The 18,620-nt window shown below is 50.4% G+C and carries 6 protein-coding genes; 4 read left to right on the forward strand and 2 right to left on the reverse strand.

Annotated elements, in window-relative coordinates; translation table 11 throughout:
• Window positions 1-18: 18 nt before the first annotated feature.
• The 3 genes from licB to licTE are packed head-to-tail and all read left to right on the forward strand — an operon-like array spanning window position 19 to window position 15,465.
• On the forward strand, window positions 19-10,788 hold the full coding sequence (gene licB / locus M1D67_RS02090) for a lichenysin non-ribosomal peptide synthetase LicB (RefSeq protein ID WP_479831565.1): 10,770 nt from the start codon (window positions 19-21) through the stop codon (window positions 10,786-10,788).
• 57 nt (window positions 10,789-10,845) lie between these two features.
• Window positions 10,846-14,694 carry a lichenysin non-ribosomal peptide synthetase LicC gene (gene licC, locus M1D67_RS02095; protein ID WP_479831566.1) on the forward strand — a complete coding sequence of 1,283 codons (3,849 nt, stop codon included), beginning with the start codon at window positions 10,846-10,848 and terminating at the stop codon, window positions 14,692-14,694.
• A gap of 3 nt (window positions 14,695-14,697) precedes the next feature.
• Window positions 14,698-15,465, forward strand: coding sequence for a lichenysin biosynthesis thioesterase LicTE (licTE, locus tag M1D67_RS02100; RefSeq protein ID WP_479831567.1), 768 nt, complete (start codon window positions 14,698-14,700; stop codon window positions 15,463-15,465).
• Window positions 15,466-15,485: 20 nt separating this feature from the next.
• On the opposite strand, the gene M1D67_RS02105 is transcribed toward licTE, so the two are convergent.
• On the reverse strand, window positions 15,486-16,397 hold the full coding sequence (locus M1D67_RS02105) for a DMT family transporter (protein WP_020450109.1): 912 nt from the start codon (window positions 16,395-16,397) through the stop codon (window positions 15,486-15,488).
• A gap of 135 nt (window positions 16,398-16,532) precedes the next feature.
• Here M1D67_RS02105 and M1D67_RS02110 point away from each other — a divergent pair, with 135 nt between their 5' ends.
• A complete protein-coding gene (locus tag M1D67_RS02110; RefSeq protein ID WP_020450110.1) occupies window positions 16,533-17,882 on the forward strand; it encodes an aminotransferase-like domain-containing protein in 1,350 nt (449 codons plus the stop codon).
• An 11-nt stretch (window positions 17,883-17,893) separates the two neighbouring features.
• Here M1D67_RS02110 and M1D67_RS02115 read toward each other — a convergent pair whose 3' ends face one another.
• A complete protein-coding gene (locus M1D67_RS02115; RefSeq protein WP_020450111.1) occupies window positions 17,894-18,574 on the reverse strand; it encodes a 4'-phosphopantetheinyl transferase family protein in 681 nt (226 codons plus the stop codon).
• Window positions 18,575-18,620: the final 46 nt, after the last annotated feature.

An 18,620-nucleotide genomic window follows, 5' to 3' on the forward strand; every position in this document is an offset into this window, starting at 1 on the left:
AAAAAAACGAGGTGCCTTATGGGGAAACAAAAGATTCAAAAGGTGTATCCTTTGACACCGATGCAGGAAGGGATGCTGTACCACGCAATGCTTGATCCGGAATCTTCCTCTTACTTCACACAGTTGGAGCTATTCATAGACGGGGAATTTGATTTGGGGATCTTTGAAAAAAGCGTGAATCAGCTCGTGCGTTCATACGATATTCTCAGAACGGTTTTTGTTCACCAGCAATTGCAAAAACCGCGCCAGGTTGTCCTGGCTGAACGGCAGGCAATAGTGGAATTTGAGGATCTTGCGGACTTGGATGAGGAAAGGCAAACAAACCGCATTGACCGGTATAAACAAGAGGTACAGGCTGCCGGGTTTAATTTGGCGAAAGACATGCTGTTTAAAACGGCGGTCTTTCGGCTTGACCGGAATAAGTACCTTCTCGTCTGGAGCAACCATCATATCGTGATGGACGGCTGGAGCATGGGGATATTAATGAAACGCCTTTTTCAAAACTATGAAGCGTTTCGAGCAAACCGGACGGTTCCGCTTGATCAGGGAAAACCGTATGCGGACTATATTAAATGGCTCGGCCGGCAGGATAAGGGTGAAGCGGCATCCTACTGGGAACACCGCCTTTCGGGTTTAGAAAGTCCGAGCGTCATTCCCGGCGGCAAACCGCGGCCGGATTCAGAATCGTACCGGAACGAGGAGTTTACGTTTGTTTGGGACAAGAATATGGTGGATGCCCTTCAACAGGCGGCAAACCGCTATCATGTCACAGCTCCCAACCTTTTTCAGGCGATTTGGGGAGCGGTTCTTGCCAAATATAACAGAACCGATGATGTGGTGTTCGGCACGGTTGTGTCCGGGCGCCCGTCGGAAATTGACGGAATCGAGCATATGGCAGGGCTGTTCATCAACACGATCCCTGTCCGTTTAAAGGTCGATCAAAACGTATCGTTTGCCGAGCTATTCAAACAAGCACAGCAGCATGCGATTGACGCGGAGCGGTACGACTATCTACCGCTCTATGAGATTCAAAAGCAATCGGCATTGGACGGCCGCTTGATCAGCCACCTTGTCGCGTTTGAGAACTATCCGCTTGATAAGGAGCTTGAAAACGGAACGATTCATGAGAGGCTCGGCTTTTCCATCAAGGCTGCCGGAGCTTTTGAACAAACGAATTACGACTTTAATTTGATCGTTTATCCGGGAGCTGAGTGGACGATCAAATTGAAATACAACGGTGCGGCTTTTGATGCGGCTTTCATTGAGCAGGCCGCCGGGCATTTAACGAGACTTGCAGAAGAGGCGATTGCAAATCCCGAGTCAAAAGCAGCCAGCGCCGCCATGTTATCAAAACAGGAGCAACAAACGCTGCTCGCTTTTAATCAAACAAAATCCGATTATCCAAGAGAAAAGACGATCCCGGAGCTGTTTGAAGAACAGGTTAAAGCGTCTCCTGACAAAACGGCTGTTGCCGCTGACGGAAGAAGCCTGACTTACCGCAGGCTGAATGAGAAAGCCAATCAGCTCGCGAGAAGACTGAAAGCTAAAGGCTTGATGCACGGAAATGCCGCCGCCATTATGATGGAGCGGTCGCTTGAAGCAGCCGTCAGCATGCTGGCGGTGCTGAAAGCAGGCGGCGTGTACGTGCCGATCGATCCCGGATATCCTGAAGAGCGGATTCGCTTTTTGCTCGAAGACAGCGGGTCAAAGATCGTCCTTACAAAAGACAGTACGCAGATTTCGCTGGAAGGGTATGAGGTGCTCGCCGTAAATGCGATGGATGCAGAAAAAGAAGATGCCGCCAACCTTGAACATGTCAACAAGCCCGAAGATCTTGCCTATTACATTTATACATCCGGATCGACGGGCAGGCCGAAGGGCGTTATGGTCGAACACCGCAATATCGTCCGCCTTGTCAAAAATGCGGGCTACATCCCGCTGAAGAGCGGCGTGAAGATGGCGCAGACAGGGGCTGTCAGCTTTGATGCCAGTACATTTGAAGTATTCGGCGCACTGCTAAACGGAGGAACCCTTTATCCCGTCCCGAAAGAGACGCTCCTTGATGGAAAAAGGTTCAACATGTTTCTGAAGGAAACCGGAATCACAACAATGTGGCTGACTTCGCCTCTTTTCAATCAGCTTGCTCAGCAGGATCCGGGAATGTTTGCAACCTTGAACGATCTGATTATCGGCGGAGATGCCCTTGTTCCGGGAATCGTCAACAGAGTCAAACGCGAATCACCGGAACTGTCGCTTTGGAACGGATACGGGCCTACCGAAAATACGACATTTTCGACCTGTTTTTTGATCGATCAAGCATATGGGAGGACGATCCCGATTGGAAAGCCGATCGGAAATTCAACCGCCTATATCGTTGATGAACACGGCTCGCTTCAGCCGATCGGCGTGCCCGGTGAACTGTGTGTCGGCGGAGACGGGGTGGCGCGCGGCTACTTGAATCAGCCTGAGTTGACAGATGAAAAGTTTGTCGGCGATCCTTTTGCCGAAGGGAAGCGGATGTACCGTACGGGCGACTTGGCAAAATGGCTTCCCGACGGGAATATCGAATTCCTCGGCCGGATTGATCATCAAGTGAAGGTTCGCGGCTTCCGGATCGAATTAGGCGAGGTTGAAGCGGCTTTAGCCCGCCTTGAGGGGATTTCAGAAGCGGCCGCTGTCATTCGGGAAAACAACGCCGGAGAAAACGAGATTTGCGCCTATTACACTGCCGTTGGCACGAGGCCGGCCGCGCAGCTACGGACAGAGCTGTCCCGGTCGCTTCCGGAGTATATGATTCCGGCCCATTTGATCGAACTCGACAGCATGCCGCTGACAGCCAACGGAAAGGTTGACAAACGTCAGCTTCCGGCTCCTATCGCTGAAGAGACTGCTAGATTCGAAGCGCCCAAAAATGAAACGGAAGAAATTCTGGCGGCAATCTGGGAAGAGATTCTCGGCATCAAGCAGCCGGGAATCGATGACAACTTCTTTTCCATCGGCGGACACTCGCTGAAGGCGATGATGCTGACTGCCAAAATACAAGAGCAGCTCCAAAAAGAGGTGCCGATCAAAGTATTATTTGAAAAACCGACGATCAGAGAGCTGGCCGAATTTCTTCAAGGAGAAACAAAAGAGAAAACCGCTTCGATTACGCCGGCACCATCCCGTCCGAATTACCCGGTTTCGTCCGCCCAACGGCGCATGTACATCCTCAATCAGCTCGAAGAAGCAAGCACGAGCTACAATGTACCGGCGGTTCTGCTTTTGGAAGGCGAATTAGATAAGGAGCGTTTGGAAGCCGCGTTTCGGGCCTTGATCGGCCGCCATGAAACATTGCGGACATCGTTCGAATTAATCGATGGAGAAATCGTTCAAATCATCCATCAAGACGCGGTTTTTCACCTGACGGAATCAGTGGCGGAAGAAGCGGAAGCCGAAGCGGCGATCAGAGAATTTATCCGGCCGTTTGAGCTGAATAAGGCGCCGCTCGTCAGGGCGGAGCTCGTGAAGCTTGAAGAAAAACGCCATCTGCTGATGATCGATATGCACCATATTATTACGGACGGAAGCTCCACCGGCATACTGATTCGCGACCTGGCCGGCTTCTACCACGGAGAAGAGGCGCCTGCCCCTAAGCTCCACTATAAAGATTTCGCTGTGTGGCAAAACGGACCGGAGCATCAGGAGAAATTGAAAGAACAAGAACAGTATTGGCTTGACGTTTTTAAAGGCGAGCTGCCTGTTCTCGATCTGCCGTACGATTTTCCACGGCCGTCAAAACGCAGCTTTGAAGGTGACCGTGTCGTCTTCGGAATCGATCAAAAAATGACGGCAGACATTCAAAAGCTGCTTTCTGAAGCTGATGCGACACTTTATATGTTCCTGTTGGCTGCATTTAATATCCTGCTTTCCAAGTATGCGTCACAGGATGATTTGATCGTCGGATCGCCCGTGGCAGGCAGAACCCATCCGGATTTGCACAACATTCCGGGCATGTTTGTCAATACGCTGGCGCTCCGCAATCGTCCTGAAGGAGAAAAAACGTTTAAGCAGTTTTTGCAGGAAGTCAAAGAGACAAGTCTTCAAGGCTTTGCCAAGCAGGATTATCCGCTTGAAGAACTGATTGAAAAACTGCCATTGCCGCGGGATACAAGCCGAAATCCGCTGTTCAGCGTCTTTTTCAACATGCAGAACATGGAGGTCCCGACGCTGAAACTCGGAGATTTGCAGATTTCGTCTTACTCGGTGCGCCACCGCACGGCGAAGTTCGATCTGTCGCTTGAGGCTGTGGAGCATGATGGCGAAATCGGTTTGAGTTTTGACTATGCCGTATCCTTATTTAAAGAAGAAACGATTAGGCGCTGGAGCGGTCACTTCTTAAATGTGATTAAAAAAATCTGCGAAAACCCCGGCATTAAGCTCAGGGACATCGAACTGCTTTCAGTCAAAGAGCGCGCACTTCTGCTCGAAGAAGCGAGGCGCAGCCAGGCGGAGCGCCTTGAGGAGCGGCCGTTTCATGTACAGTTTGAAGAAAAGGCGGACGAAATGCCTGATCAGCCGGCCGTTGTCTGCGGGGAAACGATCCTCACATACCGCGTGCTCGACGAAAAAGCAAATCAGATCGCAAATGTGCTGCGCAGTGAAGGCGTCGGAAAAGACGATGTTGTCGGCATTATGCTGAATCGTTCTGCAGAGGTCGCAGCAGCGATTCTCGGTGTAATGAAATCAGGAGGCGCTTTTTTGCCGATTGATCCGGAAATGCCGACGAGCAGGGTGCAATATATGCTGGAAGACAGCGGAGTCCGCTGGCTCTTAACAGAACCTTCCCATCAAGCGGATCTCGCGGATTGGTATACCGGGAGACTGATAGATGTCAGAAAAGACACGCTGATGGCAAGTAATAAACGGCCGCATCCAACTACGGACGGAGCGAGTTTGGCGTACATCATCTACACATCCGGAACGACTGGCCGGCCGAAAGGCGTCCAGCTCGAACACCGGAATCTGGCAAACTATGTTTCCTGGTTTATCAGTGAGGCGCACCTGTCAGCTTCGGATAAAACGATGCTTTTGTCTTCCTATGCGTTCGATCTCGGATACACGAGCTTTTTCCCGGTGCTGCTTGCCGGAGGAGAGCTGCATATCGTCCCGAAAGAAACGTATACAGAACCGGAGGCATTTACTCATTATATCGGTGAACAAGGGATCACATATATGAAGCTGACGCCGTCGCTTTTCCATACGGTCGTTCAGCCGCAAAGCTTCGCTTTGGCAAAGGGGCTTCAGTCATTGAGACTGATTGTACTAGGGGGAGAAAAAATCAATCCGAAAGATGTGGAGCGGTTCCATTCCCGCTATCCGGACACCAGATTCATCAATCATTACGGTCCGACGGAAACGACGATCGGAGCAATCGCTAAACCGGTCGAGCCGGACATGATCGGACAATTCGCCGAGCGTCCGACGATTGGACGGCCGATTTCGGGCGCCGGAGCACTGGTATTGGACGCCTCCCACCGGCTTGTTCCCGCCGGAGCAGCAGGCGAGCTGTATATAACGGGAAGCGGGCTTGCAAGAGGATATGTGAACAACCGGGAACTCACGGCTGCGAAGTTTGTCGAAAATCCTTACACGCCGGGCACATTCATGTACCGGACAGGGGATCTCGTCCGCCGTCTTCCGAATGGAGAGATTGAATTTTTGGGGCGGACGGATGATCAGGTGAAAATCCGCGGCTACAGAATCGAATTGAAAGAAATCGAAGAAGCCTTTAACGGGCTTGATGATATAGAGCGGGCTATCGTTCTTTCCTTTACGACTGACTCGGGGTTAGACGAATTGTGCGCTTATATTCAAGCGAAACGACAGCTGCCGGTTTCCGAACTGAGAGAGCGTCTTTCCGAGCGGCTGCCGTCGTACATGATCCCGTCATACTTCGTAACGGTGGATAAAATGCCGCTTTCGGCAAACGGAAAAGTGGACCGCCGCGCGCTCCCGGAGCCGCAAGGTCTAAACGGACGAAGCGATTCGTATAGAGCGCCGTCAACCGAAATTGAAAAAGCCCTCTGCGGCATTTGGGAAGAGGTGCTTGGCGTTCAGAAGGTCGGACTTGACGACAATTTCTTCGATCTTGGCGGACATTCATTAAAAGGAATGATGCTGATAGCGGAAATCCAATCCAGGCTCGGAAAAAAAGTACCGCTAAAAACGTTGTTCGATTGTCCGACCGCCGGCTTGCTCGCCCGCAGTATTGAAGCATCCGAAGGACAGTCACAACAAAGCGCGATTCAGCCTGCCGAAAAACGCGACTGGTATCCGGTTTCATCCGCTCAGCAACGGATGTATGCCCTCCACCATTTTGAAAAGAACGGAACGGGCTACAACATGCCGTCTGTTCTCATGATGGAAGGCGTGCTTGATACGGATCGTTTAAGACGGGCGTTCGCCGACTTGGTGAACCGCCATGAATCATTGCGAACCGCATTTATTGAAATCGATGGCCGTACCGTTCAAATTGTGCATGAAAAAGCGGACATTGACTTAAAGGTTATTCATATTCGTGAAGAGGACGCAGAAGCGGAAATCAACCGCTTTATCAGACCGTTTGATCTCAGCACCGCTCCGCTGATCAGAGCCGAGTTGCTTTCCATCAGCTCTACGCGCCATCTGCTTTTGATTGATACACATCATATTATTGCGGACGGCGTTTCCAGAAGCCTTTTCGTCAAAGAAATCGCTCAGCTTTATAAAGACGCTTCGCTCCCTGAGCCGAAGCTGCACTACAAGGATTATGCGGTGTGGCAGCAAGAACCTGACCAGCAAGAAAACATTCGGAAACAGGAAGATTTCTGGCTCCGTCAGTTTAAGGAAAGCGTTCCGGAACTCAGCCTTCCGCTCGACTTTCCGCGTCCTCCTGTCCAAAGCTTTGCCGGTGACCGGGTTCGCTTTAAAGCATCAAAAGACGCCGCCCTTAAAATGCGCCGTTTGACGGCGAAAACGAACACGACGCTGAATATTGTGATGCTCGCCGTTTTTAACCTGTTTTTAAGCCGTCTATCCGGCCAAAACGATATTGTCGTCGGTACAGCGGCAGCGGGCAGAACGAATGCTGATCTGAAAGACATGCCGGGAATGTTCGTCAATTCGTTGGCGCTGAAAAACCATGTGCCTGATCAAGCATCATTCAGCGAGTTTCTGGAAGAGGTCAAAAACAACAGCCTCGCAGCCCTCGACCATCAGGACTATCCGTTTGAAGAGCTGATCGCCAAGCTTGATTTACCGCGCGACATGAGCCGGAATCCGCTGTTCAATGTCATGATGACAACGGAAGATCCTGATAAAGAGACGCTCGATTTAGACGGTCTGACAATCGAGCCGTACGAGATTTCACATGCAGCTGCCAAGTTCGACCTGACACTTGGGGCTTATGAAAAAGATCATGAAATTGGTCTTCAGTTCGAATATGCAACAGATTTGTTTCAGAAACAAACGATTGAACGCTGGAGCGGATACTTGCTTAACCTGCTCGAAGCGGTTGCCGAAAACCCGGATGCCCGCCTTTCAGAGCTTTCGCTTCTGGATGAAGCGGAAAAACGGCGGATCGTTCAAAATTGGAATGAGACGAAGCTTGATGTGCCGGAGGACAAAACGGTCCATGAGCTGTTCGAAGCGCAAGTCCTCCGCACGCCTGACCGCGGGGCAGCGGTGTACAACGGCGTGGAGTGGACATACAAAGAGCTGAACGCGCGGGCGAACCGCCTGGCTCGGCTGCTGATCGAAAAAGGGGCCCGCCCTGAACAGCGGATCGGGATCATGGTCAAGCCTTCGCTTGAAATGGCCGCTGGCGTGCTCGGAATTTTGAAAGCGGGAGCGGCCTATGTGCCGATCGATCCTAGCTATCCGGCCGAGCGGATCGGATACGTGCTGAAAGACAGCGGAGCAGAGCTGCTTTTGACGCAAAGCGGATTAACGGTGCCAGACACATTTACCGGAGACGTGATCGATTTGAATAGAGAAGGCTCCATTCTGGACGGCGAGCTTTATCCAGAGGATGACATGAATCCAAACGCGCAAGCTCAGTCTGACAACCTGGCCTACTTGATCTACACATCGGGCACGACCGGCCAGCCGAAAGGCGTCATGGTCGAACACCAGTCTCTCGTGAATTTGTGTTATTGGCATAATGACGCCTTTAAGGTCACCGAACAGGACAAAAGCGCGAAATATGCCGGCTTCGGCTTTGACGCTTCCGTTTGGGAGATGTTCCCGTATTGGATCGCCGGAGCGGAGCTTCACATCATTGATGAAGCGACCCGGATGGATATTACGCGCTTAAATCAATACTTTGAAGAGAACAAAATAACGATCACGTTCCTGCCGACACAGTTGTGCGAACAGTTCATGGAGCTGGACAACCAGTCGCTGCGCGTGCTGCTTACGGGCGGAGACAAGCTGAAACGGATCGCAAAACGCTCCTACACGCTCGTCAACAACTATGGACCGACGGAAAACACGGTCGTCGCGACGAGCACGGCGATTGATCCTGATGAAGGAATGCTTTCAATCGGAAAGCCGATCGCCAATACGCGGGCGTATGTGCTAGGACAAAACAACGAAGTCCAGCCCGTCGGTGTCGCGGGTGAGCTGTGCATCGCCGGCCGCGGGCTTGCGCGCGGCTATCTGAACAAGCCAGAGGAAACGGCGAAGCGTTTTACGGAAGACCCGTTTGTGCCGGGCGAGCGCATGTACCGGACGGGGGACGCGGTCAAATGGCTGGAAGACGGACGGCTTGAGTACATCGGCCGAATCGACCAGCAGGTGAAAATCCGCGGCTTCCGGATCGAACTTTCTGAAATCGAAGTCCAGCTCGCGCGGCTCTCCGAAGTGCAGGAAGCCGTCGTCACCGACATCGAAGACGCCTGCGGCAACAAAGCGCTGTGCGGCTATGTCGTTGCGAATGAACAGCTTGATACAGAAAGCCTCGCCCGGAAGCTGGCGCAGACGCTCCCGGAATACATGGTACCGTCATTCTGGGTGCAGCTTGATGAGCTTCCGGTTACGGCGAACGGAAAAGTCGACCGAAGGGCGCTGCCTCAGCCTGACGTCGAAGCGCAGACAGCCGAATACAAAGCGCCGCTTACAGAAACGGAACAGCTGTTGGCGGACATTTGGCAGGAGGTTCTCGGTATAGACCGAATCGGGATCACAGACAATTTCTTCGCACTCGGCGGAGACTCGATCAAAGGAATTCAAATGGCAAGCCGGCTTCAGCAGCACGGATGGAAGCTGGAGATGAAGGACTTGTTTCAGCACCCGACGATCGGAGAGATCAGTTCGTATATTGAATGGGCCGATGCTAAACCGATCAATCAAGGACCTGTCGAAGGGGAAGTCACATTGACGCCGATTCAGCGCTGGTTCTTTGAACGCAAATTTACGAACGAGCATCACTGGAATCAGTCGGTTATGCTTCACGCGCCTTCAGGGTTTGATCCGGAGCTCGTTGAACAGACATTGGCGGCATTGACAGAGCATCATGATGCCTTGCGCATGGTGTATCAAAAGAAAAACGGCCGCCTCATTCAGTATAACCGCGGGCCGGGCGACCGTTCGTTCGCCTTTCGAGTGGTTGACCTTCGATATGTCACTGACATTGAAACGGAAATCGCCGCCCAGGCAAACCGTCTTCAGGCAAGCTTTGATCTCGAAAACGGGCCGCTTGTAAAGGCAGAACAGTATCAGACTGCGGAAGGCGAACATTTGCTGATCGTCATTCACCATTTGGTGATCGACGGCGTGTCATGGCGAATTCTGCTGGAAGACTTTGCATCAGGCTACTCGCAAGCCGCACAGCAGCATGACATTGTCTTCCCCGATAAAACCAATTCGTTTAAAGATTGGGCAAAAGAGCTTGAGGCATATGCACAAAGCGAACGCTTTCTTAAAACAGCCGATTATTGGCGCAGACTTGAACAAGAGCGCATTTGCGAGCTGCCGAAAGATCGGGCTGCCGCAGAAAGAAAAGCGGAAAACAATTCTGCAGTTACGTTTGAATTAAGCGAAGCGGAGACGCGTCTGCTGCTGACGAAAGTGCATGAGCCGTATGGAACGGATATCAACGACATCCTGCTTTCCGCCCTCAGCCTGACAATCAGAGAATGGACGAACGGCTCCAATATTTGCATCAATATGGAAGGGCACGGCAGAGAGGAAATCATTCCGGGGATGAATATTTCGAGAACGGCGGGATGGTTTACCGCGCAATATCCGGTTATTTTAAAAAGCGAAGCAGCGGCAGGATTGCCTGAGACCATTAAAAACGTCAAAGAAACCCTTCGGCGCATTCCTGACAAAGGAATCGGCTACGGCATCCTTCGCTACTTAACAGACCGGAAAAAAGCCGGTGCCGATTTCTCGATCAAGCCTGACATCAGCTTTAACTACCTGGGGCAGATCGACAGGGAGGTGCAGACCGATTTCTTCGGACCTTCTTCTTATGATATGGGCAGACAGGTTTCTGAAAGGTCTGAAGCGCTCTATGCGCTGAGCTTCAGCGGCATCATCAGCAAGGAAAAATTCATCTTGTCATGTTCATTCAATACAGAGGAATATGACAGACAGACCGTACAAGGGCTGATGGACAGATTCAAAGCTTCCCTAACGGCATTGATCGACCATTGTACAGCTAAAGAGGAGCGCGAATTTACACCGAGTGATTTTTCTGCCGGCGATCTTGAGATGGAAGAAATGGGCGACCTGTTTGACGTTCTTGAAGAAAACTTGAAATAAACACCGAGGACTTGCCCGCTTGTTAAGCGGGCGAGCCTATGAAAGGGGGATACGATTTTGAGCCAGTTCAAAAAAGAACATGTCCAGGACATATACTATTTGTCGCCGATGCAGGAAGGGATGCTTTTTCATACGCTGCTGCATCCGGGACAAAGCTTTTATATTGAACAAATCAGCATGCAGGTGAAAGGCTCTTTTCAAAAAGATATATTGGAAAAAAGCATGAATGTCATCATCGGCAGGTATGATATATTCCGAACCGTTTTCGTTCATGAAAAAATGAAACGTCCGGTTCAAGTCGTTTTAAAGGAAAGGTCGTTTCAGGCAGAAGAAATTGATCTATCAGGACTTTCTGAAGCAGAACAAAATAAGAGAATCGAAGATTATAAACGAAAAGATAAAGAAAAAGGGTTTAACCTCTCAAAAGACATTCCGATGAGAACCGCGGTTTTTAAAAAGGGACAGGACCGTTACGAATGGGTGTGGAGCTATCATCATATTCTTCTGGACGGATGGTGCTTCGGGATCGTCGTACAGGAACTGTTTGAAGTGTACAACGCGCTCCGCGAAAACAGGCTATACAGCCTCGGGCCCGTCAAACCTTACAAAGACTATATTAAATGGCTCGAAAGTCAGGACAAACAAAGATCGCTGGCTTACTGGGAACATCATTTAGCCGGATTCGAAGGGCAGACGACATTCAGCGAACAGCGGAAAAAACCGGAGCAAGCCGGCAATCAGCCGGAAGAACTGCTGTTTACACTTCCAAAAGAAGATACAGAAGTGTTCACACAGCTTGCAAAAGAGCATCATACCACGTTGAGCACGGCTCTTCAGGCGGTGTGGTCGGTGCTGCTCAGCCGCTATCAGCGATCCCGCGATCTGATCTTCGGTACAGTTGTGTCAGGCCGCCCCGCTGACATTCAAGGTGTCGAGCACATGGTCGGTTTGTTTATCAATGTCGTCCCGAAACGGGTAACCTTTGGCGCGCACACGACCTTTACGGAACTTGTCGCTAATTTGCAGAAGCAGGCGCTTGAAGCTGAGCCGCATCAATATATGCCGCTCTATGATATCCAAAGTCATATAGCAGCGCCGAACTTGATCGACCACATTATCGTTTTTGAAAATTATCCGCTGCAAGAAGCCAACAAACAGCACGAAGAAAAAAATCTCGGCTTCACAATGGATGATATCACCGTTTTCGAAAAATCGAATTATGATCTGAATTTGCTTGCTTCACCGGGTGAAGAAATGCTGCTGAAACTCGCATACAACAGGAATGTCTTCGAACCATCTTTCATCTTGCAGCTAAAAGAACAGCTATTGACAGCTATTCGCGAGATCATCACAAATCCGGAGCAGCCGCTTGACGACATTTGTGTCGTATCCAAAAAGGAAAAAGAGCGCCTTCTCCATGAATTTAACGGTCAAGTCCAACGGAAGCAAACCGGGCTGACGATCCCGCAACGGTTTGAGCAATGTGCTGAAGCGCTCCCGGAACAGCCCGCGGTATCAGCGGCCGGGCGGACGCTGACATATCGGGAATTGAACGAACAGGCGAACAAGGTCGCGCATCTTTTGCGCAAAAAGAACGTCGGCCGCGGCGAACCTGTCGCTCTTTTGTTCCGCCGTTCGCCGGAAATGGTCATCGCGATACTCGCCGTCTTAAAAGCAGGGGGCGCCTATCTGCCGATTGACCCGGAATATCCTGAAGCGCGAATTCAGTATATGCTGGAGGACAGCGGGGCTGTTTGCATGTTGACACAAGAAGAGCTTGCCGGACAGGCGGCGTCGCTTTCTTTTCATCAGAATACGATCTTGATCGACGATCCGGCGGTGTCTGCAGAAAGCGGGCGAAACCTTGAAATTGCCGCCGAACCGGACGACCTTGCTTATATCATGTATACGTCAGGCACAACGGGAAAACCGAAAGGCAATCTGACGACACATGCCAATATTACAAGAGTTGTAAAAGAGACAAACTACATCAGCCTTTCCGAGAAAGACACCTTGCTGTCCCTTTCAAACTATGCGTTTGACGGCTTCACATTTGATGTGTACGGCGCGCTTTTAAACGGAGCAAAGCTGGTAGTGGCCGATCAGGCGACGATTCTCCATATCGGCAAGCTGACAGAAACGATTCAGAAGGAGAACATCACGGTCATGTTTGTGACAACGGCGCTGTTCAACCTCCTGGTCGATGCGGGAACAGAGTGGATGAAAGGGATTCGCAAAGTTCTGTTCGGCGGAGAGCGCTCATCTGTCAGCCATGTCAAGAAAGCATTTGCCGCCATGGGACCGGACAGGATCATTCATGTATACGGGCCGACGGAAACGACCGTCTTCGCGACGTTCTATCCGGTCAACCGCATTGAGGACAACGCGGTTTCCATTCCGATCGGCAAGCCGATAAACGAAACCAATGCATACATTCTAACGGAAAATAACCGGCTTCAACCGATTGGAGCGGTAGGTGAATTGTGTCTGAGCGGTACAGGGGTATCGCGTGGCTATTTAAACAGGCCGGAACTGACTGCGGAAAAATTCGTGCCGCATCCGTTCAACAGCGGTGAAACGATGTACAGGACAGGGGATCTGGCCCGCTGGCTGCCGGACGGCAATATCGACTTCATCGGCCGGATCGATGATCAAGTGAAAATCCGCGGCCACCGAATTGAGCTCGGTGAAATCGAAGAGGAGCTGATGCGCTGTCAAGGCGTAAAGGAAGCCGTTGTAATCGCCAAGAAAAGAGGGAATGGGGATGCGGCGCTCACCGCCTATGTCGTCCCGGTGCGGGGAGCTGTGGTTTCGAACGAGGAGGTTCGCCGCCAACTGGCTCGGAATCTCCCGGCTTACATGGTGCCGGATGCATATATCATGCTTGAAGAGCTGCCGCTCACCGCAAACGGAAAAGTCAACCGCCGCCTTCTTTCTGAAGCAGATGGCCGGCCGAATCCAACAGAGCACCGTGCACCTCGCAATATGACGGAAGAAAAGCTTGCGATCATTTGGTCTGAGGTTCTCGGTAGACAGCAGATCGGAATAGACGAGAACTTTTTTGAAATTGGGGGACATTCATTGAAAGCTATGGCTGTCACCTCCCGGATGCTGAAAGATCTCGCCATCGATGTTCCGGTGAATGTGTTGTTTGAAATGCCCACAATCGAGGGCCTCGCGGCTTATATCGACCAGGGCGGACATACGGATGACGTGAAAAAAACCGTCTTCAATCAGGAAAGCACCCGCCATTTGTTCGCATTCCCACCTGTCCTCGGCTATGGCATCGTGTACGGCAAACTGGCCGAACAAATGCCGGAATACAAGATTCATGCGTTTGACTTTATAGAAAGCGATGACCGCGCCGTGCGCTACGCAGAAGCCATCTCCGGCCTTCAGCCTGAAGGGCCGCTGACATTGATCGGCTATTCGGCCGGCTGCGGACTCGCCTTTGAAGTGGCGCAAACACTCGAAAAGAACGGGCGGAAAGTCGAAAAGCTGCTGATGATCGATTCATATATGAAGAACGGTGTCAGCGATTTAGAAGGGCGGTCAATTGAAGCTGATACAGCTGCTCTGATGGAAGCCAACAAGGACAATGAATATATGAAAATCAAGACGGTTGCCGATGGCATCGCCAAAAAGATGGCAGCCTATTATTCTTACTTTGTTAATCTTGTCCATCAAGGAACGGTCAGCTGCGAGATTCACTTGATCAAATCAGAGCACGCGAAACCGCTCCCGGAATGGCTTTCGACGTGGAAAGAAGGAACGGAGTCTTCTTATGATGAATATCAAGGTGCTGGAAGACATGATGAAATGCTCGCGGACGTCTTTGTCAAAACCAATGCAGATCTGATCAGACAGATTTTGGGCGAACGTGCCGCTGTAATCGGGGGTGCATGATAAATGAACGAGATCATTAAGCAGTTTGGAGCGCCGGCAGGCGGCACGCAGTTGATCTGTTTCCCGTTTGCCGGGGGATATTCGGCATCATTCGGACCGCTTTATGAACATTTAAAAGCAGATTTTGAAGTACTGGCCATCGAACCGCCTGGACACGGAACAAATCGAATGGCGTTTGTCGACAATTTGGAAGAACTCGTCGATCTGTATATAGCGGCGCTCAAGCCGAGGCTCTCCGCTCCATTCGTACTGTTCGGCCACAGCATGGGCGGGATGGTTGTTTACAGGTTGACGCAAAAGCTTGAACAAGAAGGCATCTTTCCGGCAGCTGCGGTGATTTCAGCGATTCAGCCGCCTCATATTCAGCGGCAAAAAGTGTCTCACAAAAATGATGACGCATTTCTCGACCATCTCATCCAGCTTGGCGGAATACCCCAACAACTGAAAGATAACAGGGAAGTCATGAACTTTTTCCTGCCGTCATTCAGAGCGGACTACAGAGCGCTTGAGACGTTCTGCCATACGGATCATACGCCGCTCATGTCGCCTGTTCATATCCTGAACGGAGATCGCGATGAGAAATGCATGAAGGATGCGCATGGCTGGAAAAAGTGGGCGCGTACGATCGATTTCCACTATTTCAAAGGCGGCCATATGTATCTTTTAGTAAAAACGGAACAAGTAGCCGCGAAGATCAAAACGATTGCCGCGGCCAGCCGCAAGGAGGCCCCGCCCGGCAATATAAAGAAAAACGGAAAATCGGTGTGTTGAAACAGCCGATTTTCCGTTTTTTAGCCTTTTTTCAGCCGACTTTCCGGCCTGACCATCGTCGCTCCGATCAGTCCGGCAATAATCATCCCCGTTCCTGCGAAGTGAAACCATTCAAGTGATTCTCCCAGCCATATGATCCCAGCCAAAATCGTCACCAGTGTCGCCAGATGATTAAACATGCTGATTTTCGCAGCTTCTATTTTTGAGAGAGCATAATTAGATAAAAATGATGTCGCAAACGATGACAACACGCCCAAATACAAAACCGAAAGAATAAACACCGGATCAGTGAAGGGAGCAAAAAATCCGCTCAGCGTGCCGTCTGCCATGTGACTGATCCCGGCGATGCCGTTGAAAAAGAGAAATCCCGCACCAGTGGTCACATATGTTAATTCAAGCGAATTGAAGGTGCGTGTCATCTTTCTCGCGAGCACACTGTAGCCCGCCGATGAAAGCGCCGAAAGCAAAATCAGCGCCGCCCCTCTCAAATCGGAGCTTCCGGTGCCTGCGCTTTTCATCATAAAGATGCAGGCCACCCCCGCCGCTGACAAGACGGTGAAAAAGAATTGCCGCTTCGTAAACCGTTCATTTAAAAAATAAGCGGCGAATATCATCGTAAAGATCGGGATCGCCGCTTGAATGATGCCGGCTTCAGACGAAGACGTGTAGACGAGCCCAAACACTTGAAAAGCAAAAAACATGACAGGATAAAATAAAGCTAAAGGCAGTACCTTCAGCGCATCTTTCATGCTGATGCCGATCTTTACCCATCCAAGCAGAAGGGGAAAAAGCGCGGCCAAAAAAGCGACCGTAAAGCGATGGGCCAGAATATCGACCGGATTCGCTGCAGTGAGAGCCAATTTGACAAAGAAAAAAGAAAACCCAATGATAAAAGCATAGAGCAAAGCTGCCGCATAAGCAGATTTGTTCAAAGTCGATCATCTCCGTTAAAGTATGCATGCAATACAGATATTTTACCGGCTTCTGTCATCTTATACGGAAGCGAAATCTGATACAATACAAAAAAACGGAATCTGTACCGTTACAGATTGGCGAAGGAGACGAACATGCACAAATATGTAGCGCTGATGAACGAATTGGAGGATATGATCGAAGACAAATCCTTTCAGGAAGGGGACAGGCTGCCGTCCATCCGCGAGCTGTCCGTACGCTTCAAAGTAAGCAAAAGCACGGTCATCAGGGCGTTTAGCGAGCTGGAGAGACAGCACCTCATCTACTCAGTGCCGAAAAGCGGCTATTACGTCGTGAAAAAAACGAATCAGCGACCAAATCCCGGAAAGGCTGTGATCGATTTCTCAGCATCTGCTCCTGATCCTGATGTCTTTCCATACATCGATTTTCAGCATTGCATCAATAAAGCCATTGACACATACAAAAACGATCTGTTTATCTATGGGACGCCGAAAGGTCTTCCGTCATTAATCGAGGCCATACAAAAAGAGCTTGCCAACGGCCAGGTGTTTGCGAAAGAGGAACACATTTTTATTACATCAGGCGTGCAGCAGGCCCTCGCTCTGCTCGCTTCAATGCCTTTTCCCAACCGGAAGCGGAAAATTCTGATCGAACAGCCGAGCTATCATTTACTGATTCAATACCTTGAAGTTCACGGCATACCCGCAATCGGCATCGAGAGAACCGCTGAGGGCATCGATATGGACGAGCTGGAGCAAATTTTCCAAACCGAAGACATCAAATTCTTTTATACGATGCCGAGATTCCACAATCCGCTCGGGACTTCCTATACGGAACGGGAAAAAATGGCCATCGTCAAGCTGGCGGAAAAGTATGACGTCTATATCGCCGAGGATGATTTTTTAGGAGATTTGGAGAATCATAAAAAGGCGGACCCGTTACATTATTATGACGTTTCTTCACACGTCATTTATTTGAAAAGTTTCTCCAAGATTATTTTTCCGGGTCTGCGGGTCGGAGCCGCTGTGCTGCCCGATTCTCTGACAGATGTGTTCAACCGGTACAAACAGCTGCTCGACATTGACAGTTCCATGCTGTCTCAGGCCGCTTTGGAGATCTATTTGAAGAGCGGGATGTTTGAAAAGCATAAGCAAAAGATCCGTTCTTCCTATCAAAAAAGATCATGCCTTCTGCATGATCTGCTAAAAGAATGTGCCGCGTCACTGGGGGATGTGCTTGAATTCCATCCACACGGCCATCCGGCCATCCACACCCACATCGAATTGGATCGGACGATCCCGGCGTCCCGTCTGATCAAAAGCTTACAAAAACGGAACGTCCTGCTCGAACCGGTAAACGCTCATTATATGTCGGCCTTTCCAAAAAGAAATCTATTAAAAATCAATACGTCCAATGTAAAGGAAGACGACATCCGCCGCGGCATCGACCGCTTGCGGCAAGCGGTGGAAACCGCTTATTTTTAGAGCGGAACTTTTTAAAGCGTTGACAGTTCAGCGCAGCTTTTCATCACAATGCGGTCTGGAAATTCAGGTGCGGCGGAACACACCGCCATTTTATAGCCTGGGTCAATTTCATAGGCTTGGATATAGCAAGGCGGATAGCCTGGGGGAGTTTCCACCGAAGCGCGTCCTTGTTCGTTCAGTTTGACGGAGAAGGAATCAAGCGGCAGAGACAGGCCTTTTCCCGCCTGTTTGATAAAGCTTTCTTTCATCGTCCACAAATGATAGAAATACGACAGGCGCTCTGAGTCGTCCTTTTCCATGAGATCATGGTGCTCTGAAGGAGAAAAAAACCGCTCGGCAATGTCGAAATTGATCGGCTTGATTTTTTCGACATCCACTCCGATCGGCTTGGTGCCAGCTCCGCACACGATCCAGTTTCCGGAGTGGGAAATGTTGAAATGAAAGTCGTTCAGACCTTCAGCAGCCGGTTTGCCGTACCTTCCTTCCGTAAAACGGATCTGATCGTTCGGTAAATGAAACGTTTCACTGATGATGTGCCTCGCCAGCACTTCCCCGATCAGCGTCCTGCTGGCATCTTCGGGATATCTGTATCTGCCCACTTTTTTGCGCTTTTCTTCAGACACCATGGCCATCATTCGGTTAAATTGGCCGGCTTCCGGCAGCTGATCCATATAAACGGCGTAAATCTTCATCAAATGCAACCTCTTCACATGATATTTTTTCTGCTTTCATTTTAGC

Source organism: Bacillus sp. PK6-025 (assembly GCF_056530265.1).

Bases quoted from the DNA above. Each gene is read 5' to 3' on its own strand.
- licTE (WP_479831567.1), top strand. From the start codon at position 14,698: ATGAACGAGATCATTAAGCAGTTTGGAGCGCCGGCAGGCGGCACGCAG.
- licB (WP_479831565.1), top strand. From the start codon at position 19: ATGGGGAAACAAAAGATTCAAAAGGTGTATCCTTTGACACCGATGCAG.
- M1D67_RS02115 (WP_020450111.1), bottom strand. From the start codon at position 18,574: ATGAAGATTTACGCCGTTTATATGGATCAGCTGCCGGAAGCCGGCCAA.
- M1D67_RS02110 (WP_020450110.1), top strand. From the start codon at position 16,533: ATGCACAAATATGTAGCGCTGATGAACGAATTGGAGGATATGATCGAA.